This window comes from Anaerolineae bacterium (genome assembly GCA_013178165.1).
Lineage (GTDB): Bacteria > Chloroflexota > Anaerolineae > Aggregatilineales > Ch27 > Ch27.
Genome location: JABLXG010000004.1, coordinates 131,449 through 155,960 on the forward strand (window position 1 = coordinate 131,449; position 24,512 = coordinate 155,960).

The 24,512-nt window shown below is 63.1% G+C and carries 23 protein-coding genes; 18 read left to right on the plus strand and 5 right to left on the minus strand.

Annotation, left to right across the window (positions count from 1 at the left end; all coding sequences use genetic code 11):
- The first annotated feature begins 120 nt into the window (after positions 1 to 120).
- The gene (locus tag HPY64_03615; protein ID NPV66213.1) at positions 121 to 2,061 is read left to right on the plus strand and encodes a hypothetical protein; all 1,941 of its coding nucleotides are present in this window, start codon (positions 121 to 123) and stop codon (positions 2,059 to 2,061) included.
- Here HPY64_03615 and HPY64_03620 read toward each other — a convergent pair.
- From HPY64_03620 to HPY64_03640, 5 genes are read right to left on the minus strand one after another with little or no spacing between them, the layout of a single operon-like run.
- Entirely contained in the window at positions 2,042 to 2,905 is an 864-nt protein-coding gene (locus HPY64_03620) for a hypothetical protein (GenBank protein NPV66214.1), read from the minus strand. The genes HPY64_03615 and HPY64_03620 overlap by 20 nt on opposite strands.
- A 32-nt stretch (positions 2,906 to 2,937) precedes the next feature.
- Entirely contained in the window at positions 2,938 to 3,153 is a 216-nt protein-coding gene (locus tag HPY64_03625) for a hypothetical protein (protein NPV66215.1), read from the minus strand.
- A 6-nt stretch (positions 3,154 to 3,159) separates the two neighbouring features.
- On the minus strand, positions 3,160 to 4,569 hold the full coding sequence (locus HPY64_03630; GenBank protein NPV66216.1) for an MBL fold metallo-hydrolase: 1,410 nt from the start codon (positions 4,567 to 4,569) through the stop codon (positions 3,160 to 3,162).
- Positions 4,570 to 4,626: 57 nt separating this feature from the next.
- Positions 4,627 to 5,778, minus strand: a complete 1,152-nt coding sequence (locus HPY64_03635; GenBank protein NPV66217.1) for a ribonuclease D — start codon at positions 5,776 to 5,778, stop codon at positions 4,627 to 4,629.
- On the minus strand, positions 5,775 to 6,692 hold the full coding sequence (locus HPY64_03640) for a magnesium transporter CorA family protein (protein NPV66218.1): 918 nt from the start codon (positions 6,690 to 6,692) through the stop codon (positions 5,775 to 5,777). The genes HPY64_03635 and HPY64_03640 overlap by 4 nt, the downstream gene beginning before the upstream one ends.
- 200 nt (positions 6,693 to 6,892) lie before the next feature.
- Between HPY64_03640 and HPY64_03645 the strand changes: the two genes are divergently transcribed.
- The 17 genes from HPY64_03645 (at position 6,893) to HPY64_03725 (ending at position 24,434) form a co-directional block, all read left to right on the plus strand.
- Entirely contained in the window at positions 6,893 to 7,495 is a 603-nt protein-coding gene (locus HPY64_03645) for a Rieske 2Fe-2S domain-containing protein (protein NPV66219.1), read from the plus strand.
- Positions 7,496 to 7,560: 65 nt separating this feature from the next.
- Entirely contained in the window at positions 7,561 to 9,300 is a 1,740-nt protein-coding gene (locus HPY64_03650; GenBank protein ID NPV66220.1) for a cytochrome bc complex cytochrome b subunit, read from the plus strand.
- A 17-nt stretch (positions 9,301 to 9,317) separates the two neighbouring features.
- Complete coding sequence (locus HPY64_03655) at positions 9,318 to 10,211, plus strand: cytochrome c (protein NPV66221.1); 894 nt, start codon at positions 9,318 to 9,320, stop codon at positions 10,209 to 10,211.
- 288 nt (positions 10,212 to 10,499) lie between these two features.
- On the plus strand, positions 10,500 to 11,222 hold the full coding sequence (locus tag HPY64_03660; GenBank protein NPV66222.1) for a c-type cytochrome: 723 nt from the start codon (positions 10,500 to 10,502) through the stop codon (positions 11,220 to 11,222).
- A gap of 111 nt (positions 11,223 to 11,333) precedes the next feature.
- Positions 11,334 to 11,867 carry a cytochrome c maturation protein CcmE gene (locus HPY64_03665; GenBank protein NPV66223.1) on the plus strand — a complete coding sequence of 178 codons (534 nt, stop codon included), beginning with the start codon at positions 11,334 to 11,336 and terminating at the stop codon, positions 11,865 to 11,867.
- A 178-nt stretch (positions 11,868 to 12,045) separates the two neighbouring features.
- Positions 12,046 to 14,115, plus strand: a complete 2,070-nt coding sequence (locus HPY64_03670) for a heme lyase CcmF/NrfE family subunit (protein NPV66224.1) — start codon at positions 12,046 to 12,048, stop codon at positions 14,113 to 14,115.
- Between the two features lie 41 nt (positions 14,116 to 14,156).
- Entirely contained in the window at positions 14,157 to 14,693 is a 537-nt protein-coding gene (locus HPY64_03675) for a hypothetical protein (protein NPV66225.1), read from the plus strand.
- Positions 14,690 to 15,280 carry a TlpA family protein disulfide reductase gene (locus HPY64_03680; protein ID NPV66226.1) on the plus strand — a complete coding sequence of 197 codons (591 nt, stop codon included), beginning with the start codon at positions 14,690 to 14,692 and terminating at the stop codon, positions 15,278 to 15,280. Before HPY64_03675 ends, HPY64_03680 begins: the two co-directional genes overlap by 4 nt.
- 48 nt (positions 15,281 to 15,328) lie before the next feature.
- Complete coding sequence (locus tag HPY64_03685; GenBank protein NPV66227.1) at positions 15,329 to 15,736, plus strand: hypothetical protein; 408 nt, start codon at positions 15,329 to 15,331, stop codon at positions 15,734 to 15,736.
- A 13-nt stretch (positions 15,737 to 15,749) separates the two neighbouring features.
- Positions 15,750 to 17,702, plus strand: a complete 1,953-nt coding sequence (locus HPY64_03690) for a c-type cytochrome (GenBank protein NPV66228.1) — start codon at positions 15,750 to 15,752, stop codon at positions 17,700 to 17,702.
- On the plus strand, positions 17,699 to 18,415 hold the full coding sequence (ccmA, locus tag HPY64_03695; GenBank protein ID NPV66229.1) for a heme ABC exporter ATP-binding protein CcmA: 717 nt from the start codon (positions 17,699 to 17,701) through the stop codon (positions 18,413 to 18,415). The genes HPY64_03690 and ccmA overlap by 4 nt, the downstream gene beginning before the upstream one ends.
- 77 nt (positions 18,416 to 18,492) lie before the next feature.
- On the plus strand, positions 18,493 to 19,146 hold the full coding sequence (locus HPY64_03700) for an ABC transporter permease (protein ID NPV66230.1): 654 nt from the start codon (positions 18,493 to 18,495) through the stop codon (positions 19,144 to 19,146).
- A gap of 27 nt (positions 19,147 to 19,173) precedes the next feature.
- Positions 19,174 to 19,896, plus strand: a complete 723-nt coding sequence (ccsA, locus tag HPY64_03705; GenBank protein NPV66231.1) for a cytochrome c biogenesis protein CcsA — start codon at positions 19,174 to 19,176, stop codon at positions 19,894 to 19,896.
- Positions 19,897 to 19,930: 34 nt separating this feature from the next.
- Complete coding sequence (locus HPY64_03710) at positions 19,931 to 20,155, plus strand: hypothetical protein (GenBank protein ID NPV66232.1); 225 nt, start codon at positions 19,931 to 19,933, stop codon at positions 20,153 to 20,155.
- 198 nt (positions 20,156 to 20,353) lie between these two features.
- Positions 20,354 to 21,709 carry a DUF4397 domain-containing protein gene (locus tag HPY64_03715; GenBank protein ID NPV66233.1) on the plus strand — a complete coding sequence of 452 codons (1,356 nt, stop codon included), beginning with the start codon at positions 20,354 to 20,356 and terminating at the stop codon, positions 21,707 to 21,709.
- Between the two features lie 61 nt (positions 21,710 to 21,770).
- Entirely contained in the window at positions 21,771 to 23,120 is a 1,350-nt protein-coding gene (locus tag HPY64_03720; protein NPV66234.1) for a hypothetical protein, read from the plus strand.
- A 174-nt stretch (positions 23,121 to 23,294) separates the two neighbouring features.
- The gene (locus HPY64_03725) at positions 23,295 to 24,434 is read left to right on the plus strand and encodes a M20 family metallopeptidase (protein NPV66235.1); all 1,140 of its coding nucleotides are present in this window, start codon (positions 23,295 to 23,297) and stop codon (positions 24,432 to 24,434) included.
- The last annotated feature ends 78 nt before the right edge of the window (positions 24,435 to 24,512 follow it).

Sequence of the window (24,512 nt, forward strand, 5' to 3'; positions counted from 1 at the left end):
CGGGCGTCATTATAGCACAGCGTTTGCCGCGCTGATAGGGTTTCCAGCTGGGCGATTGACCCGCGCGGACGGACAACGTTACCATTAACCATAACCAGAGGGAAGAAAAGGGCAAACTTGATGAGAGCCACAGGCAGGGCATGGTGGGAAAATCTGCTGCTGGCGCTGATCCTGCTACTGGGGGCGGGGTTGCGTGTGAGCGGTCTGGCGCCGATGAGCGATATGCTCCACTACGACGAAGCCTACAACGGCCTGGACGCCCTGAGCCTGCTGGCCAGGCCTCGCCTGCAGGTCTTCTTTCCCGGTAACTATGGGCGGGAAGGCCTGTGGATTTATGCGCTAACACCCGGCCTGGCGATTTTCGGGTCAACGCCGTTTGCCCTGCGCTTGACGGCGATCTTCACTGGTATTCTGTGTGTGGCGGCAGTGGGCGCGTTGGCGCGCCGCTTGCTGGGACGGGCTGCCGTTCTGTGGACGGCAGGAGCGCTGGCCGGGCTGTACTGGCATGTCCATGCCAGTCATCTGGCTCTGCGAGCATCCCTGTATCTCCTGGTGGGGGCACTGGCATTGACTCTGTTGCTGCGAGCAGCTCATCTGGATCGTCGTCGCGCCTGGCTACTGGCTGGGGTTGCGCTGGGCCTACTGGTTTACACGTATTTTGCGGCCTGGCTCTGGCTGGCCTGTTGCGTTCTGACGGCCCTGATCTGGGCGAGTCGGCATCCGGCGCAGCGGGCCGGGCTGGTCGCAGCAGGAGGTGCTGCCGGGCTGGTTGCTTTGCCGCTGGGTCTGACCATTCTGCGTCAGCCGGGAGCTTTTATTCACCGCGCGGGTGATGTAGCCCAGCTTGATCTGGCCGGGATCGCCGCCAATGCTCTGGCCTGGTTACGCGCCTGGCTGGCCCAGGGCGATACCAATGCCCTGTTCAACCTGCCGGGCCGCCCTATTCTGGATACGGCGGGCCTGGCGCTGACGTTAATCGGGCTGGGCGCGCTGCTGATCCCCCCGGCGCGGAGGCCGGTCGGGTTATGGCTCTTCGCTCTTGTGGCAGCCTCCATCGCACCGTCGCTCTTCAGCCTCTATGCACCGCACTTCTTACGGGCGCTGGGGACGGTGATCCCACTGGCGCTGGTTATGGGCGCGGGCGGGGCGGCCTTAGCCTGCTGGAGTAGAGCGGGCCGAATGATCAGGCTGCTACCGGTAGGTCTGCTCGTGGTGATGGCGACGCGGACGGCGGCGGATTTTCAAACCTGGCTGGCTCGACCGGAGACATTCATCTTCATGGAGCAGCCAATCGCCCGTAGTGCGGCGGTTATCGCAGCGGCAGCAGCTCCGGAGATGCCAGTATATTTCTCGCCGCTGGCGGACGATCATCCGGTATTGCGCTTCCGGGCGGCGCAGCTGTTGGATCCGCGCCCGGTCAGCGGCTTTAACAGCCATGCCTGCCTGGTGTTGGCCGATGTGCCAGCCGTCTATGCGTCCCTGACATTATATGAGCCAGAATTCGCTGCCCGGCTGGGGCGCTGGATGCAGGTTGAGCCTCTGGCGGTCGACGCTGGGGCGGAGCCGCCACGCTATACTGTCTTCCAGGTCACGCCGGAAGGTGATCCACTGCCGGACGGCGCGCCGATCTTTGGCGGCGCGGTTGTGCTGGCCTCCGTCGGGCCATTGCCAAGCCACATGTTGCCAGGCGAGACGCTGCCGGTGTCGCTGGCTCTGCGCGCTTTGCGGCCGTTGGAGGAGCCGTATCGCGTTTTTGTACATCTGTACGGCGATCCCACGCCTTATGAGGGTGGGCGGCTGTGGGCACAGCAGGACACGCTGCCCTGCGGCAAGGCTTACCCGCCCATGCGCTGGCGCGTGGGCGAGACCATCATCCAGTCCTTTACCCTGGACATCCCGGCGGATACCCCGCCCGGCGTATACACGGTGGCCGTCGGGGTATACGGTGGGCCAGAGGATGCCCGCCTGCCACTTGATGACAGGAGCGGGAACTGGGCCACAGTGGGGACGCTGCATGTTGGCAGCGGGGATAAACCGTCGCTCAGTCCTGTTCCAGGATGACTCTGGCCAGGGCGAGCGAGCCGATCGTGATCAGAATCGGGAGCAGTACTGGCAATACCGATTCGATCACCAGCCGCTCCGGCCAGGTCAGTATCGCCAGGCGCGGCAGGTTGATCATGACGAAATAGGCCACACCAAGCAGAATCGTCCAGGTAATGGCGGACACACGCAGACCGGCCACCGCCCCGGCCAGGACGCCCAGTGCGCCCATCATCAGCGGTTCGACAAAGACCCGCAGCAGAGAGGCGATCAGACCAGCGATGATCAGGGCGCGGGAGGGCAACAGAAATTTCTCCGGCGGGTAGAGGCTGGCCTGCTGGATGGTGATGACCGGCAGGCTCAGCACCGCCGTGATCAGGATGACCACCTCCATATTGATGGCCTGCGTCCACAGGCTGGCAGCGATCTTGCTGAGCAGGATCGAGCGCAGCGTCAGAGGGGTTGTCCGCAGGGTATCCAATCCGCGGCCCTCCAGCTCGTCCATCATGGCGTTAGCCGCTGAGCGCCCGATGCCAAACAGGGCGACTGCGTAGGAGTACAGGGCAACGGGTAGGGCGATGATCGCCACTAGCGCCAGCAACGCCATCAGTTCCAGGATGGCGGGAATCAGCAGGGAGAGCAGGACCAGGACGATCTGCCACAGCAGCAGCCGCCCCAGGATATCCAGTTGGGGCAGCGGCGCAGCCAGGAAGCCGCCCAGGTGCCGCCGTACGATCGGGTTGGAACGCCGCGCCCAGCGGGGCAGGTTGCGGTCCAGTTCCCAGAACCCTTCGTCGGTTGTGCTGCGCCTGAAGATGAAGGGCCGGATATCGGCCTCACCATTGCGATCGCGGTCGCCTGTCATCCGCCGCCCCTCCCGGCGATGGCTGCTGCGGGTTATTCCAGGCCGGGCAGCTCCTCCGGCGCGGCGTCAGTATCGCGCATTCGGGCGTGGATGGCCATCTCGTTGATCTCGGCCTCGCTGAAACCCACACTGAGCAGGATATTGCGCAGGGTGGGTTCGGTCACGGTGTCGCGGGTGCGGATCACGTGGATGTAATGAGCGCGCAGGCAGGCCCGCCAGTCTTCGTAAAAGATGCTCTTGTTGCCCATCGATAGTTAGACCTCAAACACCTGCTGCGGGGCAGGGATGTCGATCCGGTCGAAGCCGACTTTCTGGCGCAGCGCGGCGGCCAGGGCTTCCGAGGCTTCTGGTTCGCCGTGAACCAGAAATGTGCGCGCCGGGCGGCGCTGCATGGCGCGCGCCCAGTCCAGCAGCTCTTGATGATCGGCATGGCCGCTGAAACCCTCCAGCACCTCGACGCGCGCCCGGAGATGGTGCGGTTCCCCAAAGATATTCACGATCGGCTGGCGCTCCATAATCCGGCGGCCCAGCGTATCCGGCGCCTGCCAGCCGACGATCAGGATAGTGGTACGCGGGTCTTCAATGCGGTTGTGCAGGTGGTGCAGCACGCGCCCGGCTTCCATCATACCGCTGGCGCTGATGATGATCATCGGCTCGTCAAGATCGTTGAGGCGCTTGGACTCATCGACCGACCGGGTGTACTGGAGCAGATTGAAGCCGAAGGGGTTTCCGTCATCATCGCGCTGCAGGAATTCGCGGGTTTCGCGGTCATAGACTTCGGGGTGCAGGCGGTAAACTTCCGTGACATTGGTCGCGAGCGGGCTGTCAACGTAGATGGGCATGCGGGGCAATTCACCATTGGTATATAGCTGGTGCAGCAGGTAGACGATCTGCTGTGTGCGGCCAACGGCGAAGGCCGGGATGATGATCACGCCGCGTCGCTCCCAGGTCTCGAGCACAATGCGCTTGAAGGCGGCTTCAGTGTCGCCGGCAGCCTCATGCCGGCGGCCACCATAGGTGCTTTCCATGATCAGGATATCGGCGCCGGAGGTGATCGGCACCGGATCGCGAATGATCGGGATGCCGGGTCGTCCGATGTCGCCACTGAAGACCAGCCGCAGCTTTCGCCCGTTGCCGTGCTCTTCGATGTCCAGGATAACACTGGCGCTGCCCAGCATGTGCCCGGCATCGACCAGTGTCATCGTCACGCCGGGAGCGACAGCATAGGCCCGGTTGTAGGCGCAGCCGGTGAAGTGCCCCATTGCCTCGGCCACATCATCCGGCGTGTATAGCGGTTCAAAGGGGTTCTTGCCCTGGCGCAGCCGCTTACGATTAACATACTCGACATCGCGCTCCTGGATGGTGGCGCTATCCATCAGCATGGCGGCGCACAGGTCGCGGGTGGCGGCGGTGCACAGGATCTGCCCGTCAAAACCGCGTCGGGCCAGCGTGGGGATGTTGCCTGAATGGTCGATGTGAGCGTGGGAGAGGATGATTGTGTCGATTGTGCGGGCGTCATAGGGTGTCTGGCGGTTATGTTCAAAGGCTTCCTTGCGCTTACCCTGGAATAGACCGCAGTCCAGCAGGATGCGGTGGCCATTGACTTCAAGTAGATGCTGCGAGCCGGTGACCGTCCCCGCTGCGCCGTGGAATGTGATTCGCATGGCTTTCCCCCTTAATTTAGCGTTTTGACAGGGCCGGGTGTTGAGCGGCTCCCGACGTTATGACCGGCCGTTGCCCTGGCCAACACGCGCCAGCACCTGCAGGATTTCCTCCCCGTATACCTGCGACTTAAACGCCCCCAGTTCCGGAATCTGGGCCATCTCCGCCACCGTGCGCGGAGCCAGGCGGGCCAGCGCCCATAGCGCATCCCGCGAGATGATGACATCCGATTCGACGCCGCGCTGCTGAGCGCGCGCCTTGCGCCAGTCGTGCAGTGCCTCAAAGCGGGCTACCACCATATCGGATGGGCGAGGCGGGGCAGGCGGGCGGCGGGGCGGCTCTTTCTTCTGGCTGCGCCGGATGGTAGCCAGGATGACCGGACCATAGCGCCGCACCTGGCCATCGGTCATGCCGGAGACGCCGTGCAGGTCCTGAAGACGCTGGGCGTCGCTCTGGGCCAGCTCCAGCAGAGTTTTGTCGCTCATGATCTTGAACGGCGGACAATCACGCTGGCGGGCGGTTTCCTCCCGCCACAGGTACAATTCGCGCAGGGCGGCGATCTGACGGGGCGGCAGGGTAAAGGCGCCGTTGAGCCGCCAGTAGCCTTCCGGATCAAACTCGCTCTGGGCGGGCGGGATATCACACAGTCTGGCGAAGCTCTCGCTGGCTTCTTCCCACCGGCCTTCCTGAACGAGGCGCGCCTGCCAGTAATCATGTAATTGCGGCAGAAAGTGGGTGTCCAGCTGGGCGTACTGCAGCATCTCTGGTGTTAGCGGGCGTTCACCCCAGTTGGCGCGCTGGTATTTCTTGTTGGCCTGGATGCCAAAGTGCTCTTCCAGCATGCTGGCCAGGCCCAGGCGCTTGACCCCGCAAATACGCGCCGCCAGCATCGTGTCAAACAGCCGGGCGAAGCTGAAGCCAAAGTCGCGCTTGAGGCACATGATGTCGTATTCGGCGGCATGAAAGACGATCTCGATCGCCGGGTCGGCCAGCAGGCGGCCCAGTGCATCCAGGTTTTCGATGCGCAACGGGTCAATGATGAAATCGGCCTGGCGCGTGGAGACCTGGATCAGGCAGACCTGCTCGTGATAGGCGTGCAGGCTGTTGGATTCGGTGTCTATGGCCAGGAGCGATTCGCCCGCCCAGCGGTCAACATGGGCGACCAGGCTGGCCGTGCTGGTGATCATTGTAGCCGGAGGGAGTTGGTTCATAACCACTTCTTGCGTTTGAAAAAGGTCAACATCGCCACCATGATCAACCCCATCAGGAGGATGATTTCGATGAAGGCGTACGGATTTTCGTCGTGAGGCAGGTCAACGTTCATCCCATACACGCTGCTGATCAGGGTCAGCGGCAGCATGATCACAGAGATGACCGTCAGAATGCGGATGACTTCGTTGATGCGATGGCTGGCCAGCGTGTCAGCGCTGTTGGCCAGGACGGCAATCACCTCGTCGTGGTCGGCCAGCAGGTCGGAGGCCTTTTGCAGATGGTCGACAATGTCGCCAAAATAGACATCCAGCTCTTCGTGGATAAAAGCGCGGTCGACCTTTTCCAGGTTGGCGACGATGGCGATCTGCGGGCGGATGATACGGCGCAGGGCGATGATGTCGCGCCGTAGCAGGGTGATATCCTCGATCACCTGGCGGAGATTTTCCGTGAAAAGATTCTCCTCTACCGCGCGGATGTTGGCGTCAACCTTGTAGAGGATGGGCAGGATATAGTCCACCAGCGAGTCGATCACGGCGTAGAACAGACGGCTGGCGCCCCTGCCCATCAGTTTCTGGCGCAGGCTGGGGTCGTTCTGGCACTGGGCAAAGAGCGTATTTAGCGGTTTGAGCACGCCTTCATGGACGGTGACCAGGAAGCCTTCCCCGATGAACAGGTCGACTTCCGCTGCCCGGCTGACACGGTGAGCAGGGTCCCAGACCGGGAACTGCATCACAACAAACAGGTAATCGTCATATTCGTCGATCTTGGGACGCTCAATCCGGCTGAGCAGGTCTTCCAGGTCGAGGGGGTGGAAATTGGGATGCTGGGCGCGCAGGAGTTTGATGTCCTGTTCGTTGACAGCAGTGATGTTTGTCCAGGTGACCCGGCCGTGAGTGAGCGTGCTGGTTGCCATGCCGCCAATTATGGCGCGCCGCAAGGGGGGCGGCAAGTAGCAGGGATTAGCGGACGGGTTTGCGGCGCGGAACAGGCAGGTCGTGTATACTCCCTGTTTAACGACTATCCCTATCCGCTTTGCGCTGATTCGGCAGTGTGTTATAATTCACAATTTAGACCAATAGGCGCGCGATCGCATTTGTGGAGGCCACTTTGACGATGACCACTGAGACCGTGGAAAAGCCGGCTGCCCGTGCCGCACGGGCGCAGAAAGTGGAAGAAGCGGTCGACAGCAGCGGGATCAACCGCCGCGAGTTTTTGTTCTATATCTGGGGCGCGTCCATGGTGATGCTGATGGGCGGCTCCGCCGGTATGTTGCTCTGGTACCTGCTGCCACGCTTCCGCGCCGGTGAGTTTGGGGGTGATTTTCTTGTGCCGGGGGCGCAAATGCCGCCCCTGGGCAGCGCGCCGCAGGATAATCCCCAGGGGCGCTTCTGGTTCACCCACACTGAGAATGGCATCGCGGCGCTCTATAAAGTCTGCACCCACCTGGGTTGTCTGTTCAAATGGGTGGGGACGAACGACCGGTTTGAGTGCCCGTGCCATGGCTCCAAGTTTGAGGCCAGCGGCCTCTATATCGAGGGTCCCGCCCCGCGCAGCCTGGATCGCTTTGAGATCACCGTGGTGATGCAGGATGGCTCCACGGTGGAAAGTGATGCCAACGGCCTGGTTAAGCTGGAAAACCCGGCCCAGGTGCGGGAGTTCATTGTGCATACGGGACGCCGCATTCAGGGGCTGCCAGCCGGGCAGGAGTATGCCTAGACGGGCGGCGCTGTTTACCAGGCAGGATGTTCGCGCTTAGCTGGTTTTTATGAGGAGCGCTACTTATGTCTGTTTTGCCGTTTCCCTCGTTTCTGGATGACATCAAAGAAAAAGGCGCGCGCACAGCAGTTTCTGATTTAATTGATGAAACCGTCACGCGGGTGACCGCCGGCCTGAATGTCCGCGACATCCGCGAATTGCTGCGTGGGGAGCCGCCCAGCCGCCGCCCCAACCCGCGCCTGACCCCTCACGCCGATGCCTTCTGGATGCACATGCGGCCCAGCTACTACCATGCTGCGGTGACCGGTGTGTATCCCACTTTGCGGCTGGGCTGGCTGACCACCTATTTCTTTGCGGTGGAGATCATCACCGGCATGTTCCTGATGGTCTTCTACACACCCTCGCCGCTCTCCGCCTACGACAACATGCTCAACCTGTTGAGCAACGTGCCGTTTGGCCAGTTCATGCGGGATTTGCACCGCCTGGGCGCGGAAGGCATGGTCATGCTGGTGATGCTGCACATGCTGCGTACGTACATCACCGGCAGCTATAAGCGACCGCGCCAGTTCACCTGGGCGACCGGCGTGATCCTGCTGCTGACGACGCTGATCCTGAGCTTTTCCGGCTACCTGCTGCCCTGGGATCAACTGGCTTTCTGGGCGGTGACAATTGGCACCAGCATGGCCGAGGCGGCGCCGCCAGAGATCGTGGGCAAGAACGTCAACCTGCTGTTGCGCGGCGCGCCGGATATTGGTGCGGGTGGCTTGCTGCGTTTCTATCTGCTGCATGTTTTTGCTCTGCCGCTGGCAACAATCATCTTCCTGGGGGTGCACTACTACAAGGTTGTCCTGCACGGCCACAGCCTGCCACCGGGCGAGGACGAGATCGGGACGGACACCGCCAAGCGTGTACCGCTGGAGCGGCGGGTGTACTTCCTGCCGGATATTCTCTCTAACGAATTGATGTGGGTCGGAGCGGCTACCTTCATCCTGGTTGTACTGGTTGTGTGGTTCTACCATGCGCCGCTGGAGAGCCACGCCGATCCGCAGGTGACGCCGTTGCACACCACCGCGCCCTGGTACTTCCTGTGGCTACAGGGGCTGCTCAAACTGGGCGACAAGGTGTTCTTTGGCCTGGTGATCCCCACGCTGTTGTTCCTTTTCCTGCTGGTGATGCCATACATTGACGTTGGCAAGAGCCGCCGCTACGCGCACCGGCGGCTGGGGCTGTCCCTTTCCATGCTGGCGGTGGCCGGGTTCGTGATCCTGAGCTGGATGGGGTCCCCGGAATACGGGGTTGAGACTTCCGGTGACCAGGAGATCGCCCAGATACTGGCGCCGATGGAAGGCGTTGGCCCGTTGCGTTCGGTTCCCTTCGACGAACTGATCCCCGGTACGTATCACACTTTGGCGCTGGATGATGCCGCGGCGGCGGCCAGCCTGACGACCCGGTTTGAGGCTGAGGGCCGCAACATGGAGATGTTCACCATCTCTGCCGTGCCGGAAGACGCCCCCCATCTGCTGAGCGTGTTGGAATCGTTTGACAGGATGTTTGATACGCTGGGCCGCGACCTGCCCAACGCCTGGGGGGTGCTCTACATACAGGACTGGCAGACAGATTTGAAGCGTATCGAAATCTATATCGAGTGGGATACGCCACTGCTTACGCAGAACGGCGAAATTGCGCGGGACGCCCAGGGCAATATCCTGCTTGAGCTTGACGAGAACGGCAACCCGATCCGCGCCAGCTCCGGCAAGGCGATCTACGTGCATGCCCGGTCGAATTACTTTGGCGGTGGTCACTGAAGGGGTAGGCACCCACTATGAAAATTGAGACACGAATTGTCCTGGGAACGGCGTTCTTTTTGGGCCTGCTCCTGATCGTGGGCTGGGTTGCCCTGAACGAGGAAGGTCGCATGGCAGAGTTTACCGTCCAGTACGAGGCGCGCTCGCTGGAACGTGGTGCGACGATCTACGAGTCAAACTGCTCTGCCTGCCACGGGGCTTTTGGACAGGGCAGCGGTCGCGCCCCGGCCCTCAATAACCCGCGCCTGTTCAACGGTGAGCGCCTGCAGGAGATGAAGTGGGCCGGCGGCCTGTACGCCTATGTAGAAAATGCCATCTCTGCCGGTCGGCCTGCCAGCGTGGCCTACTGGCCGGAAGCGATGCCAACCTGGGGCCAGCAGTATGGCGGCCCGCTGCGCACTGACCAGATCCGCGATGTCACCCGCTTTGTGCTGAACTGGGAATCTTCGGCGCTGGATGAGCAGAATCCCCCTGAAGTCTTGCAGGACTTCATCCTGCCCGGCATCCGTGAGGAAGGCGACCTGCAGATCATGGCCTCTGGGCAGCCGGTAGGAACTGACCTGGCCGCGCTGGAATTGCCGGTCGGCGATCCGGTTCGTGGGGAGAGACTCTACAACTCCAACGAACTGGGTTGTTCCAGCTGTCACATGGGTGGCGTGATTGCACCGTCGACCGAAGGCACGGTGACCCGCGCTGAACAGCGGATTGCCACCGTGGCGGCGCTGGCGAACTATACGGTTGAGCAATACCTGATCGAGAGCATCCTGGTGCCGAACGCTTATCTGGTGCCCAATGAGGGTAGCAAGGTCTATGCGACTGGCGGCATCAGCATCATGCAGCAGAACTATAGCGATCGGATTGATGCTCAGGACCTGGCTGATCTGGTGGCCTATTTGCTGACGCAGGGCTGAGGCCAGGGGCCGATCGACAGATGGGATGATGAGGCGCTCCCTTTGCTGGCTGGCGGCTGGTGAAGGGGGTGCCTTTTCCTGCCGGGCAGGAGGCTGCAGGGTGGTAATTTCGTCTCAAAACAGGCAAAATAGCCGGCTACCGCCCGGTGCAGCGCCCGGCAGGGGTGATCGCTCCGGTCACCGGCCAGGTAGCTCTGGCTGGGGGACAAAGGCTACGTCTGGCAAGGGCGTATGTCCCTTGGTGTACCTTGCTGCTGAGATATCTGGGATAGCACAAGGAAGGTGACTATGGCGAAACGTGCGCTGATCACGGTGCTTGTGGCGCTGGTAGTGCTGGGCGGGACGGTAGTGCTGGCTCATGGCGACGGCGACCCGGCGCACGGGGCGGCCCTCTATGCGGAGAATTGCCTGGCCTGTCACGGTCCCGACGGCCAGGGCCGGGGAACGCATGAGGCCTTCAGCGCTGCCATTCAATATGACTCTGACTTCGAAACGGTGGTGGCTCGTGGTGTGGCTGGCAGCCGGTACATGTTTGCCTGGGGACAGGAGTACGGTGGCCCGCTGAGCGCCGAAGACATCCTTGATCTGCGCGCCTATGTCCAGACATGGCAGGAGGGCGCGCCAGAACCGCTGCCTGAGCCGGGAGAGTCCGCCGATCCGGGGGCGGCGCTGTATGCCGCCAACTGCGCTGCCTGTCATGGGCCGCAGGGGCAGGGGCGTTCGCTGACGGGGTTCCCGGCAATCGGCCAGTACGCAGATGTGTTGACAATTGCCCGGCGCGGTAAGTCCAGCTCAGCGATGCCGCCGTTTGCCGAAGCCTATGGCGGCCCGCTTTCCGAGGCCGACCTGAGCGCGATTGCCGCTTACAGCCGGACATGGGAACGGCCCGCGCCGATGATCGTGGCGGCGGAGAACAGCCCGCAGGGCGCCGGGATGCTGATCCTGTTGATCGGCCTGGGATCGATCGGTATCGTGGGGCTGTGGGCGCTGACGGCCAGGCCTAACGACTGAGGGGTAAGTCAGACGCAATAGCATCTTTCACCTTTTTCTCACCTGATTCTCACCCAAGCGGGGTATCTTTGTCCTGAGGCATTCGCTCGAGTTGAAAAGGGGCATCGCAACGTGGCGCAGACGACAACATCCTGGGAGAAGACCGGCGGCACGACCGCAGCTGTTCAGACCGGCCGCAATGGGCGCTTTCTGATCGGGGGCGTGCTTATCCTGGTGGCCATCGCGTTCCTGATCGGCTATGGTACGTTGAACAATGCCCAGTACTTCATCACGGTGGACGAATTGCTGACCCGCCCCGAACTGGTCGGGAAGACGGTGCGCGTCTCCGGGGCTGTGATCGGCGACACGATCAGCTACGAAGCCAGCACGCTGACCATCCGCTTCACGATTGTGCATATACCCGCGCAGACGGATAACTTGGCTCTGACGCTGCATGAGGCAGTCAATAACCCGGCGGCCAGCCGGTTGAATGTAGTTGTGGAAAACGAGCCGATGCCGGACCTGCTGCAGAATGAAGCGCAGGCGATTCTGACCGGTCGGCTGGGCGAGGACGGCGTCTTCTACGCCGATGAGTTGCTGCTCAAATGCCCGACCCGCTATGAAGAAGCCCTGCCGGAACAGGTTCAGGAAGCCAGCGCCAACTAACGCCAGCCCTGCCATAACTGATCTTGTTTGGCGGGCCGGGTTTACCCGGCGAAGGAGGCAGCAGGCGAAGGTTCGTTCGGTAGCGTCTGCTGTCTGCTTCTGTGGCCCGTGCAGGCGAATCGGCGCCTGCAGACCAGCGTCCCAGCCCGTCATTGTTGCATGGTCATGAGGAGTCGGTATGCTTGCTGAACTGGGGATCATCACTACTGCCGTTGCGCTGTTGCTGGCCTGGTACGCGGTGTTGGCCAGCGTCTGGGGGGCACAATCGGGTAGCGAGCGCTGGGTCTACAGCGCCCGCAATGCGGCCCTGCTGACCTGGCCGCTGCTGACCACCGCCTGCGCCGCCATGATCATCAGCCAGGTCAACGGCGACTTTCACATTGAATATGTGTGGGCCACCACTGAGCGTTCCTCCGACCTCTTCTTTAAGCTGACGGCACTGTGGGGTGGGCAGGCCGGATCATTGCTGTTCTGGTCATGGGTACTCAGCACCTTTTCTGGGGCGGCGCTCCTGTGGAACTGGCGCAGTGAACGGCGGCTGATGCCCTATGTGATCGCTTTCACGATGGGCACGCTGGGCTTTTTCCTGATCCTGAACGTGATTATCGAAAATCCCTTCACCCGTCTGTGGCAGTATCCTAACGGCCAGGTGGAAACGGCGCTCTTCCAGCCGGCGGGAGCGATGCCGGCCATCCCGCGCGATGGGCGCGGCCTTAACCCGTTATTGCGTCACCCCGGCATGGTCTTTCACCCGCCGACGTTGTATCTGGGCTACGTGGGCATGGTGATCCCGTGGGCGTTTGCCATGGCTGCGCTGGCTTCTGGCGAACTGAGCACCCACTGGATCCGGGCGACGCGACGGTGGATCTTGGTTGCCTGGCTGTTTCTGAGCCTGGGGCTGATCCTGGGTGGACGCTGGGCGTACGACGTGCTAGGCTGGGGCGGCTACTGGGGCTGGGACCCGGTGGAAAACGCGGCCCTGCTGCCCTGGCTGACCGGCACGGCCTTCCTCCATAGCGTGATGATCCAGGAGAAGCGGGGGATGCTCAAGGTCTGGAACATGGCCCTGATCATCCTGACCTTCCTGCTGGTCATCCTGGGGACATTCAGCACGCGCAGCGGCATTGTGAGTAGCGTGCACAGCTTCGCCCAATCCCCGATCGGCCCGCCGATGTTCGCTTTCCTGGCGATCAGCGCGCTGCTGAGCATCGGCCTGTGGCTGTATCGCTGGCAGCGCGGCGAACTGGCCGCCGAGCATCATCTGGAGAGCTGGCTGAGTCGCGAGTCGCTGTTCATCCTCAACAACCTGCTCTTTGTGGCGATCACGGTGGCGGTCTTCTGGGGCAGCTACGCCCCGATCTTCACCGAGCTGTTCACTGGCGAGAAGATCACGCTAGGGCCACCTTACTTCAACAGCGTGACCGCGCCGCTGTTCGCTGCGCTATATGTGCTGATGGGGATCGCGCCGCTTTCTGCCTGGGGCCGGACTTCCACCAAGCGCCTGGGCAGCGCCATGTTGATCCCGCTGCTGCTGACCGCTGCGCTGGTTATCCTGCTGGTTGTCTTTGGGATGCGCAACTGGATGGCGATCCTGGCTTATGCGCTGGTAGGCTTTGCCGGGTTTGTGACCCTGTATGAGATCTGGCGCGGGGTGAAGGCGCGCGCCCAGCGCGAATCCTGGCTGGTGGCGGCCTACAGGCTGTTTGGCCGCAACCGTCGCCGTTACGGCGGGTATGTCATCCACCTGGGCGTGGTGGTGATCGGTCTGGGGGTGATCGGCAGCACGATCTTCCAGCAGGAAACGCAGCGCACCCTGGCCGAAGGCGAGGCGTTGACGCTGGGCCGTTACACGATGGTCTACGACCAGTTGACGCGGGCTGTTGCCGCGGATGGGCGGGTGATGACCATTGCCGAAGTCGAAGTCTACGATGGCAACCAGCTGGTTGCCACGCTGCGCCCCCGCCAGGATTTCTTCCCGAACACCGAAGGCATGAACACGATGACCATCGCCGGTTCCTACAGCACGCTGGAGAGCGACTTCTACGTGCTGCTGGTGGCCTGGGAGGAAATCAGCCAGGCCGGGGCAACGTTCAAGGTATACCTCAACCCACTGGTTAACCTGGTCTGGTGGGGTGGGATCATCCTGATTGTGGGGATTATGGTTGCGGCCTGGCCGGAACCGGATCGGCTGCGTGCTGTGCGGGAGATGAGCACGGTGGGGTCAGGGACGACCTCGTTGCGGGTTTAGCTACTGGCAGGTGGCTCTCAGGGGTGAGGGATACAAGTGAGATGGGCAGACGTATGACAACAGGTCGGGTAGTGTCCCATGTGATCCTGACGATGATGGCCGTCCTGCTGCTGGGCGCGCCGCTGCTGGTCTACGCGCAGGGCGGCGGGCAGGACGCTACGCCCGTGCGGGAAGTGACCGCGGATGAGGTCAACCGCGTCAGCCGCAAGCTGTACTGCCCGGTGTGCGAGAACATCCCGCTGGATGTCTGCGGCACGGCAGCCTGCGCTCGCTGGCGCGCCCAGGTGCGCACCCTGCTGGAGCAGGGCAAAACCGAGGACGAGGTGATCAGCTACTTTGTGGAGCAATTCGGCCAGCGCGTGGTCGGCACGCCACAGGACCCCATACTCAATTTTCTGTCCTGGGCGGTGCCGCTGGCCTCGGTGGTTATCGGCGTGGTGGTGGCGGGATACGCGCTGGTGCGCTGGCGTCGCTTGAGCGCACCGACGCATTCAGCAGCCGCAGACGACGCCGCAGACCTGGGTATTGATGACGATTATCGGAAGCGTCTGGAACGCGAATTGAGGAACCTGGAATGAGCGATGTGAGCGCCCCTGATGGCAACCTGTCGATTCCCTCCGAACCGGCGGCCCGTCCACGGCGGTTGTCGCCCTTTGCCGTGGTCATCCTGCTGCTGGTGGTCGCGCTGCTGGGGGTGCTGGGGCTGCGCCTGATTGACGCCAACAAGACCCAGCCCAATCATGGCCCCGCGCCCGACTTCACCCTCCAGATCTTCGATGAGCTGGGTGGCGGAGAGCTGCGGTTGAGCGAACAGCGGGGCAAGGTGGTCGTTGTCAACTTCTGGGCCAGCTGGTGCGGCCCCTGCCGGGTAGAAGCGCCGGATCTACAGGCGGTGTGGGAAGCCTACCGCGACCGCGGGGATGTCCTGATCGTAGGCGTGGATTACGTGGACAACACCGCCGATGCCCTGGCCTACATCGAAGAATTCGGGATCACCTATCCCAATGGCCCTGACCTGGGCACCAAAATCTCCACGGCTTACCGCATCCAGGGCGTGCCGGAGACCTTCGTGATCGGCAAGGATGGCAACATCTTTCAGTTCATTTTTGCGGGCGTGACCGCCCGTGACCTGTCTAATATCATCGACCGCGCCCTGGCTCAGTGAGCCAGATTGACCGCGCCGGTCTACGCAAGCGGAATGACGGACGGACGCATGGAATCGGAATCCTTGATCCTGGGCATCATCATTGTGGCGCTGTGCCTGCTGGTTGTGCTCTGGCCCTTTCTGAGCGCCCGGCGCGAATCCGTGGTGCGGAATGGGCACCTGAACGGCGAAATGGAGCGCCTGATCGCCCAGCGCGATGCGATCTACGCTACCATCCGTGACCTGGACTTTGACTACCAGACGGGCAAGCTGACGGACGAAGACTACCGCACCCAGCGGGAAGCCTGGGTAGCGCGCGGGATAGACGTGCTCAAGGCGCTGGATACCCTGCAACAGGTTGCTGAAGCTGCTCCAGCAGCGAATGACGCTACCGCCGGGCCGGTGCTGGAAGTTGACCTGCTGGATTATGATGCGCAGATTGAGTCCGCCGTGGCTGCCCGGCGGCGCTCTAGCTGATAAGAACCCTCTTATGATCAAGACCAGAGTGTGGACTGTCCTCAGCATTATGCTGGCGGTTATGCTGGCGGGGTGTGGCCTGGCCAGCGAGCCGGAGATCGTGCAGGAAATCCCGTTGCCAACCCCGGCGCCGACTATCGTCAGCCCAGAAACGCCGCCTGACCTGGCGGCGGGTGCCGCTTTCTATGCTGCACACTGTGCTGTGTGTCATGGCGCTGGTGGGCGGGGCGATGGCCAAATGGTGCGCGATGGGCGGCTGCAGACCCCACCGCCCAGTTTTGCCGACCTGGCAACCAGCGGCGGTCAGACGCCACTGGATTACATGACCGTGATCACTGACGGCAATATGCTGGCCGGGATGCCGCCGTTCTCCAGCTACAACGTCCAGGATCGCTGGAATGTGGCAGCTTATGTCTTTTCCGGCTGGATGACAGCTGAGCAGATCGCGCAGGGCGGGGTGGTTTACGAGGCGAATTGTGCCTCCTGCCATGGCGACGGCACGGGCAACGGCCCACAAGCGCCGGAGATCATGCCCGATCTGACCGCGCCGGATTACTGGGCGGCGGTCAGCAATGAGACGCTCCTGCAGGCTATCAGCGCCGGGATCAGCCCGGAGATGCCCGGCTTTGCCGATACCCTCAGCGAGGCCGAGATTCTGGCCGTCACCGCCTATGTGCGCGCGCTGGCAGTCAGGGGGACGCCGGGTTTCCCCGCCGGCGGGGAAACCGTGATGGCCGAAGCACAGGCAACCGCAACCGCGACCCTGGCGGCGGCCAATGGGGAGGGCGCAGGCGGCGCTGGCGAAGTGGCGGAGGCAGCCAGCGGCGCGGAGCCGGAGCAGATCAGCCTGACCGGGATGGTGATCAACCGGTCAGCGGGCGGGACCGTACCGATCGGAGCGCCGATCACGTTGCACATGTTCGATCCGCCCGACTTTGCCGAGACGATCCTTGAAGGTGAGATTGGCCCGGATGGCACTTATCGCTTTGAGAATGTGCCGCACGTGGCCGACCGGGTCTACCTGCTCTCGCTGCAATATCAGGATGTCTTCTTCAGTAGCACTATCTACCAGCTGGAAGACGCCAGCAGTGCCGCTATCGAGACCACCGTTGAGATCTTCGAGACGACCAATGATCCGGCGGCGTTGCGCTTTACGTCCGGGGTGATGCGCGTCACCTTCTCGCAGTTTGGCATGGAAGTGGCCGAGGTGCTCAGCATCACTAACGACTCGGATCGGCTCTTCCTGACGGACGAAACTATTAGCGACAACCAGCGGGTTGCGCTGCGTATTCCTTTGCCGCCCGGCGCTGGCGGAGTAGGCTTTGAGCCGGGGATGCAGGGCACGCGCTTCCTGATGAACGAGGATGAAACGGTCATCCTGGATACACAGCCGGTGCGGCCCGGACGGGACGACATCTTCTTCAGCTACTTCATCCCCTATGAAGACGGCGCGATCATCGAGCAGGAGGTGGCTTACCCCTTTAGCGGGCCGTTCCACCTGCTGATCGAGGCCGGGCAGGTGACGGTAAGCGGGACGGGCTTCGAGGGCAGCAGCCAGCCGGTTGACATGGGTGGGCGCACCTTCGACGCCTACGTGGCCCGGCTGGAGGTCCCGGCGGGCGGCGCGATCAGCTTCACCCTCTCCGGGCGGCCACAGGCGGCCAGCGCCGGGAGCACTGCTCAGGCAGGTAGCGGGCTGTCTCCGCTGGTTATCGGCCTGATCGTGGCCGGTGTGCTGCTGATCGGCGTGGGTGGGTTCCTGTTCCTGCTGCGGCAGGGCGTCCGCGATACGCGACAGGCTGCTATCGACGATCTGCTGGAGCAGATCGCTGCCCTGGATGACCGCCATGACCGGGGCGAGATCGCCGACAGCGAATACCAGCAGGTGCGCACACGGTTGAAGGCGCGGCTGGCTCGCCTGATGCGCGAGCAGGAAGCAGGGCCGGGCGAAGGCGGGGCGGCATGATTGAAGTGCGCGGGTTGGTCAAAGCGTTCGGTCTGTTGCCGGTGTTGCGCGGTCTGAACCTATCGGTGGAGCGCGGGGCGTTTGTGGCTCTGCTGGGGCCGAATGGTTCCGGCAAGACGACGCTGATGCGCATCCTGGCTGCGCTGAGCAAGCCGACCGCCGGGACGGTGACGATCGGCGGCTGGCGATTGCCGGAGGAAGCAGCGGCGGTGCGCGCCCAGCTTGGCGTGGTGGCCCACCAGCCGCTGCTCTATGACGGCCTGACAGCGCGGGAAAACCTGGAATTCTATGCCGGGCTATATAGCCTGCCGCGGGAGGATCGCGCTGGCCGGGTGAACGAAGTGCTGGCGCGGGTTGGGCTGTCGGCCCGCGCTGATGATCTGGTGCGCACCTTCTCGCGTGGGATGCAGCAGCGGCTGGCCATCGCCCGCGCTATCCTGCATCGCCCGCACGTCCTGCTCTTTGACGAGCCATATACCGGCCTGGATCAGGACGCGGCGGCCATGCTGGATGCACTGCTGGGTGATATCGCCCGCGACGGCCATACCATCGTGATGACCTCGCATGATCTGTTCCGGGCGCGGGCGCTGAGCACCCATGTGGCAATCCTCAGCCGAGGCCAGATCGGCTATTATGAGCGTTCGGCAGCGATTCAGCCGCAGGAACTGCCGTCACTGTACGCGGAAGTGACCGGAGCGGCTTCGGTGAGATGACGATGACGGAAACAGTGCAGTCGACCTCTCAGCAGACCGCTGCACCGCGCGCGCTGAAGACGCCTTTCTGGCGGGCGATGATCGCCCTGGCGGCCAAAGACCTGCGCATCGAGGTGCGCGGGCGCGAACTGATCAACGCCATGCTGCTGTTTGCGACGCTGTCGGTGCTGATCTTCAGTTTCGCCCTGGAGCTTGACCGCACCGCGCGGGAGACTTCCATCGCCGGGGTACTGTGGGTGACGGTGGTTTTCGCCGGGATGCTGGGGCTGGGGCGTAGCCTGGCGGCGGAAAAGGATCGCGGCAATCTGGATGCATTGCTGCTGGCCCCGGTAGACCGGGCGGCGCTCTTCTTCGGCAAGATGCTCAGCAATCTGCTGTTTATGCTGGTGGTGGCGTTGTTGCTGGTCGTGCTGAGCACGGTGCTCTTCAACATCTCGCTGTTCAAGCCCTGGCTGGGGCTGATCATTGTGCTGGGGACGGTCGGCTTTGCGACGGTGGGCACGCTGCTTTCCAGCATGGCGGTGCACACCCGCGCGCGGGAAACCATGCTGCCGATCCTGTTACTGCCGGTCAGCCTGCCGATCATTCTCAGCGCTGTGCGGGCCAGCACGGCGATCCTGACCGGTGCGCCGCAGGAAGACTGGATCGCCTGGCCGCAACTGCTCTTTGCCGCCGATCTGATCCTGCTGGCGCTCGCCTATGTGCTGTTTGACTTTGTGGTGGAAGAATAATGAGTGGCGGACTGAAAGGAACCATCCATGACCCCCGTTGACTCACCTGCTCGACCGAGCCGCCTGTTGACCGGGATGACCATCCTGGCTGTGTTGATGTTCGTTACGGCCACACTGATGGCGCTTTTCTACGCGCCGACCGATCAGCAGGGCCATGTCCAGCGCATTTTCTATATGCACCTGGGCGCTTTCATGGGCGGCGCGCTGGCCTTTCTGATCGGCGCGGTGGCCAGCGCCCTGTACCTGGCCCGCCGCCAGAAGCGCTGGGACACCCTGGCGCTTTCCGCCATCGAGATCGGGCTGGTGCTCAGCGGTTTCAACATCGTCAGCGGCGCGGTATGGGCACGGCCGATCTGGAATACCTGGTGGACCTGGGACCCGCGCCTGACCTCCGCAGCGGTGATGTGGCTGACTTATGCGGCCTATATGATGTTGCGCAACGGCATCGAAGACCCGGATCGTCGCGCCCGCTTTGGTGGTGTGTACGGAATCGTGGCCTTTACCAGCGTGATCTTCACTACGGTGATCACCCGCGTCCGGCCCGATACCATCCATCCGGTGGTGGTTGGCCCCAGCCCGCAGAACGCGCAGGGCAGCTTTGAGATCAATAGTAGCGCAATGACAGTCACGCTGGTCTTTAACATCCTCACCTACATTGTTCTGGCGCTCACGTTGATCTGGCATCGTGTCCGGCTGGAGGAACTGGCGGATCGTGTCCAGCAGCTCAAGGTGCGGATGTTCAGCCGCTAGCAGACCTGACTACGAATGGGAAGGATAATCGCTCATGGCTCTTCAACAGGCAGGCATCCCGGACAATGTGGCGTATCTGGTGCTGGGGGTGATCATCCTGGCGCTGTTCCTGGGCGGATGGCTGGCCAGTTTTCTGTGGCGGCTGCGCAATCTGCGCCGGGAGATGGCGCTTTTACAGCGGCTTGAAGCGGAGGATATTGCTGCGCCAGGCCAGCTGAGCACTGCTGAGACTCCGTCTCGCCACGCCCGCCCTACCTGATCCCGGCGTGCCGGACACGGCATATGGCGGCGATCTTCGCGCCCGTGGAGCGTTTGCCTTCCTCCGCGGGCGCAGTGATTCCCTGCCTTTGTTCCATCTGTTCAATTATTACTCCCGGCCTATTGGTTTCTGCTTGGGGGAGCAGGTAAGATAGGCATAAGCATCAAACAGGCGTATGCAGCTGGAAGGAGCCTGATCATGCGCAGGTGGGTGATGGCTGTCCTGGCTGTGGGGTTGCTGGCGTCTCCGGTAGCGGCTCAGTACCCTGTTGCCGGGGAGGCGCAGGTGCGCGTTGGCCACTTTTCGCCCGGCATGGGGGATATTGACCTCTATATCGATCGGGCGCTTAGTGAAGCGCATGGCCTGAGTTTCGCCACAGTGACCCCCTGGTTTACGCTGCCGGCGGGGAGCTATCGCCTGAATATCACCCTGGCGGGCGCGCCGCTCCAGGAGAGCCTGCTGGATGTACGCCTGGCATTGTTGCCTGGCCAGCGCGTCACGCTGGCCGTCATCGGCGAGCGGGTGCGCGGCACGGCAACCCTCTACCCGCTGGTGGAGGATTACTCCCCGATCCCGACCGGGCAGGCGCGGGTGGCCTTCTTCCATGCTATTCCTGACCTGGGGTCGGTCGCCGTGCAGTACCCCGATGGTACACCGCTGTTCGAAGGGCTGACCTATCCTGACGCCCGCGCCGGCGGCGATGCCGCTGGCGGATACCTCACCCGCGATCTGGTGGCCGGCTGGCGACAGTTTCAGGTCATCCCTGCGGATAGCCCCGGCATGCTGCTGGTGCAGACGCCGGAGATGATGCTGGAGGAGGGGACGAACACGCTGATCGTGCTGGCCGGTTTGCGGGCCGGGGCGATCACCGTGGCGGTGACCACAGTTCCGGGCACGGAGGTGGTGACGGTCAATGAGCAGGTGATCAGCGTAGGCGGCGGCACGGCTCATCTCCGCCTGGCTCACCTTGCTACCGGTGCGGGACTGCTGACGCTCTCCGTCGCAGGCGAGGCTGCCGGGCAGGAAGCGACGCTTGACTTCGGCGGCTTCACGGATTGGGTCGAAGTCCCCGCCGCGTTCTATACCACCAGGGCGGTGGCTGCCGCCGATGGCGCAACCGTGCTGTTTCAACTACCGGAGGTGCCGCTGGTGACCGGCAGCTGGGTAACGCTGGCCGCGATCGGGTTGCCTGAGGTAGGCGGAGGGCTGCTCTATCCGATCGTGGAGGATCACCGCCCGATTAATCCCGGTGAAGCGCGGCTGACCTTCTTCCACGCAATGGTTGATCTGGGGCCGGTCGATGTGCGGCTGGAGGAAGGCACGATGCTGTTTGTGGCCCTGGAGTACCCCGGCATCGACGGCAATGCGCTGCAGAGCGTCGACCTGGTGGCTGGCCCGCGGCGGCTGGAAGTCCTGCCGTATGGTGATAGCGAGACGGTGCTGTTCAGCCTGCCGGAACTGACCCTGCTCCCCGGTAGCAACAACCTGGTCGTTCTGACTGGCCTGCAGGCGGCTCCGGCTACCTTCCTGCTAACGACAGCGCCCGGCCAGTAGACTCTGACGGATTGCTTCCCTGTGGTTGGCGCGGCTGGCCCGGCCTGTTATACTGCGGGGCATGATACGCCTGTTTTTCCTTGCTCTGCTGCCTGTAATCCTGCTGGGATTGACCGCCTGTGGCGGTGCGCCGCCGGTCAGCGAGGCTGTGCTGGTTGCTGAGTCGCCGACGGTCACCCCCGGTGGGATGATCCTCATGGTTTTGCCCACACCTACGCCAGTTACGCCGACGCCGCCGCCCGGCCCGGCTCCGCAGGCCGCGCCCGGTTACGTGCTGACTGTCGTGGCGGGGAGCCAGACGGCCATCTGCCCCCGGCCCGGCAATCCGCGCCCGCCAGCAGCGCCGGCTGCCTATAACCTGTATACCACAGCGATCACCCAGTACCTGTCAGCGGGCGGCACTGTGCCGATGCTGGGGGCGCTTCTGACGGAGTGGGGTGCGCTGGACGAAGGCATCGGGCTGGTGAGCGACGCCTACGACCTGACCGGCGACGGCGTCTATGAGGTGCTGGTCATCCTGGCCGATCCGTTCAATGCCGGGATCGCGCCCCGACCGGGCCAGATTCTGGTTTTCGGCTGCCACCAGGAAGATTACCGCCTGCTCTACGGCTCGGAATATGGCCCCGGCTTTGGCATCCCGACGTTGCTGTACGTAGGCGACATGAACGCCAATGCCGGCACCGAACTGGTTTATGTCCAGCAGCGCTGCCAGAGCGGATCGTGTGTGCAGGCGGCGCAGGTGCTTTCGTGGAGCGCCCCCAATGACGGCTTCATCGCCCTCAATGTGGATACCGTTGGCTCCGCCGATGGCCGCTTTTCTATCGCCGATCTTGACAACGATCGGGTACAGGAGATCATGATCCAGGGTGGGGGCATCTCCAGCGCAATGAGCGCCGGGCCGCCGCGCAGCTCGACCACGATCTGGGACTGGAACGGCCTCAATTACGTCCGCGCGCTGACGCGCCTTGACCCGCCGCTGTACCGCATCCATGTCATCCACGACGCCGACCGGGCACTGGAATCCGGCGACGGCGAGGAAGCCATCCGGCTCTACCGCGAGGCGCTGGACAACCCCCGTCTGGGCACCTGGCAGGTGCCCAACGAGCAATTCATGCTGCGCGGCTACGCCCAGTTCAAGCTGATCGTGGCTTACGCTTACCTGGAGGATGATCTGGCCGCGCTGGATGCGCATAGCGTGCTGATGGCGGAGCATACGCCGGGGCTGCCCAGCTATGTTTACGCTCTGGTTGGCGATGCCTTCTGGTCGGCGTACCAGGCCACCCACAACCTGCATACCGCCTGCGTGGCGGCGGCGACGGCAGCCTCCCAGAATCCGCAAGCAGTGCTCTTCCTCAACAGTTACGGCCCGGCCAACCGCGCCTACCAGGTACCGGACATCTGCACGTTTTGAGGCGAGTGGCTACCGCTGGCAGGGGCGCCGCACCACCGGAATGGTGCGGCGCCGATGTTGAATCGGGCTGGATGCGCTACAATCCGCCGCCAGCCGGTTCCGGGCGGGCCGGTGGTGTGGCAGGGTATACGCTCTGTGGCGGGGATGTCCGCCGTCGGGAGGAAAGGATCGGGCATGAGCGATCTGCTGACGTACTGCCGCGATCACACCGGGGAGATGCTGGATTTGCTCCAGACGTTGATCGCGTACGAATCGTTTACCGCTGAGAAGGCGGCGGTAGACCGGCTGGCGACCTACCTGGCCGGGCAACTGGAGGACCTGGGCGCGGCGGTGGAGCGCATCCCGCGTGCAGAGGTGGGTGATATCCTGTTGGCCAGATGGAACACCGACGCGCCCGGCAAACCGATCACCTTCATCGGGCACATGGATACTGTCTGGCCGCTAGGTATGCTGGCCGAACGCCCGATCCGCATCGAGGACGGGCGGCTGTACGGCCCCGGCGCGATTGACATGAAGGCCGGGCTGGCGGTGATGCTCAGCGCGATCCGCGTTTTGCGCGAACGCGGCGAATTCCCGGAGCGACCGATCTGGGCGCTACTGACCTCCGACGAAGAGATCGGCAGCGTTCATTCCCGCGAGATCATCCTGGATGTAGCCCGGCAATCCGGCCTGTGCCTGATCATCGAACCGGCAACGCCGCAGGGCGCGCTCAAGACCTGGCGCAAAGGGGTGGCTGACTTCCAGGTGAAGGTCCACGGACGGGCGTCCCATGCTGGCGGCGCGCCGGAAGCGGGCATTAACGCCGTGGTGGAACTGGCCCACCAGATTCTGCGCCTGAATGCGCTCAACGACCTACCCAACGGCACCTCCGTTTCAGTGACGGTCGTTCGCGGCGGGCACGCCACTAACGTGATCCCCGATTACGCCGAAGCGTACGCTGATGTGCGCTTTCTGACCCACGCGGAGGCGGAGCGTGTCCAGCGGGCGGTGAGCGAACTGCATCCTATCCTGCCCGGCGCGCAACTGGAGATCATCGCCGGGGACAGGCGCCCACCACTGGAACGCGACGAGCGGATGCGGGCCGCCTTCGCCCAGGCGCAGCGCATCGGCGCTGGGCTGGGCCTGAGCATCATCGAGGAAGGCAGCGGCGGTGGCTCCGACGGCAACTTTACCGCTTCGGTGGGCACCCCCACGCTGGATGGCATGGGGCCGACGGGCGATGGGTTGCACGCTGTCCACGAGAACGTGCTCATCAGCAGCATCCCGGAAAAGACGGCCCTGCTGGCGGCCATCCTGCAGCAGTGGCAGATGTAAACCCTCAAAACGGCAGCGAATCAGGCGGGGACGGTCTGCGGGTCGTCCCCGCGCTCTGGTTGAGGAATTGCCCGCGCC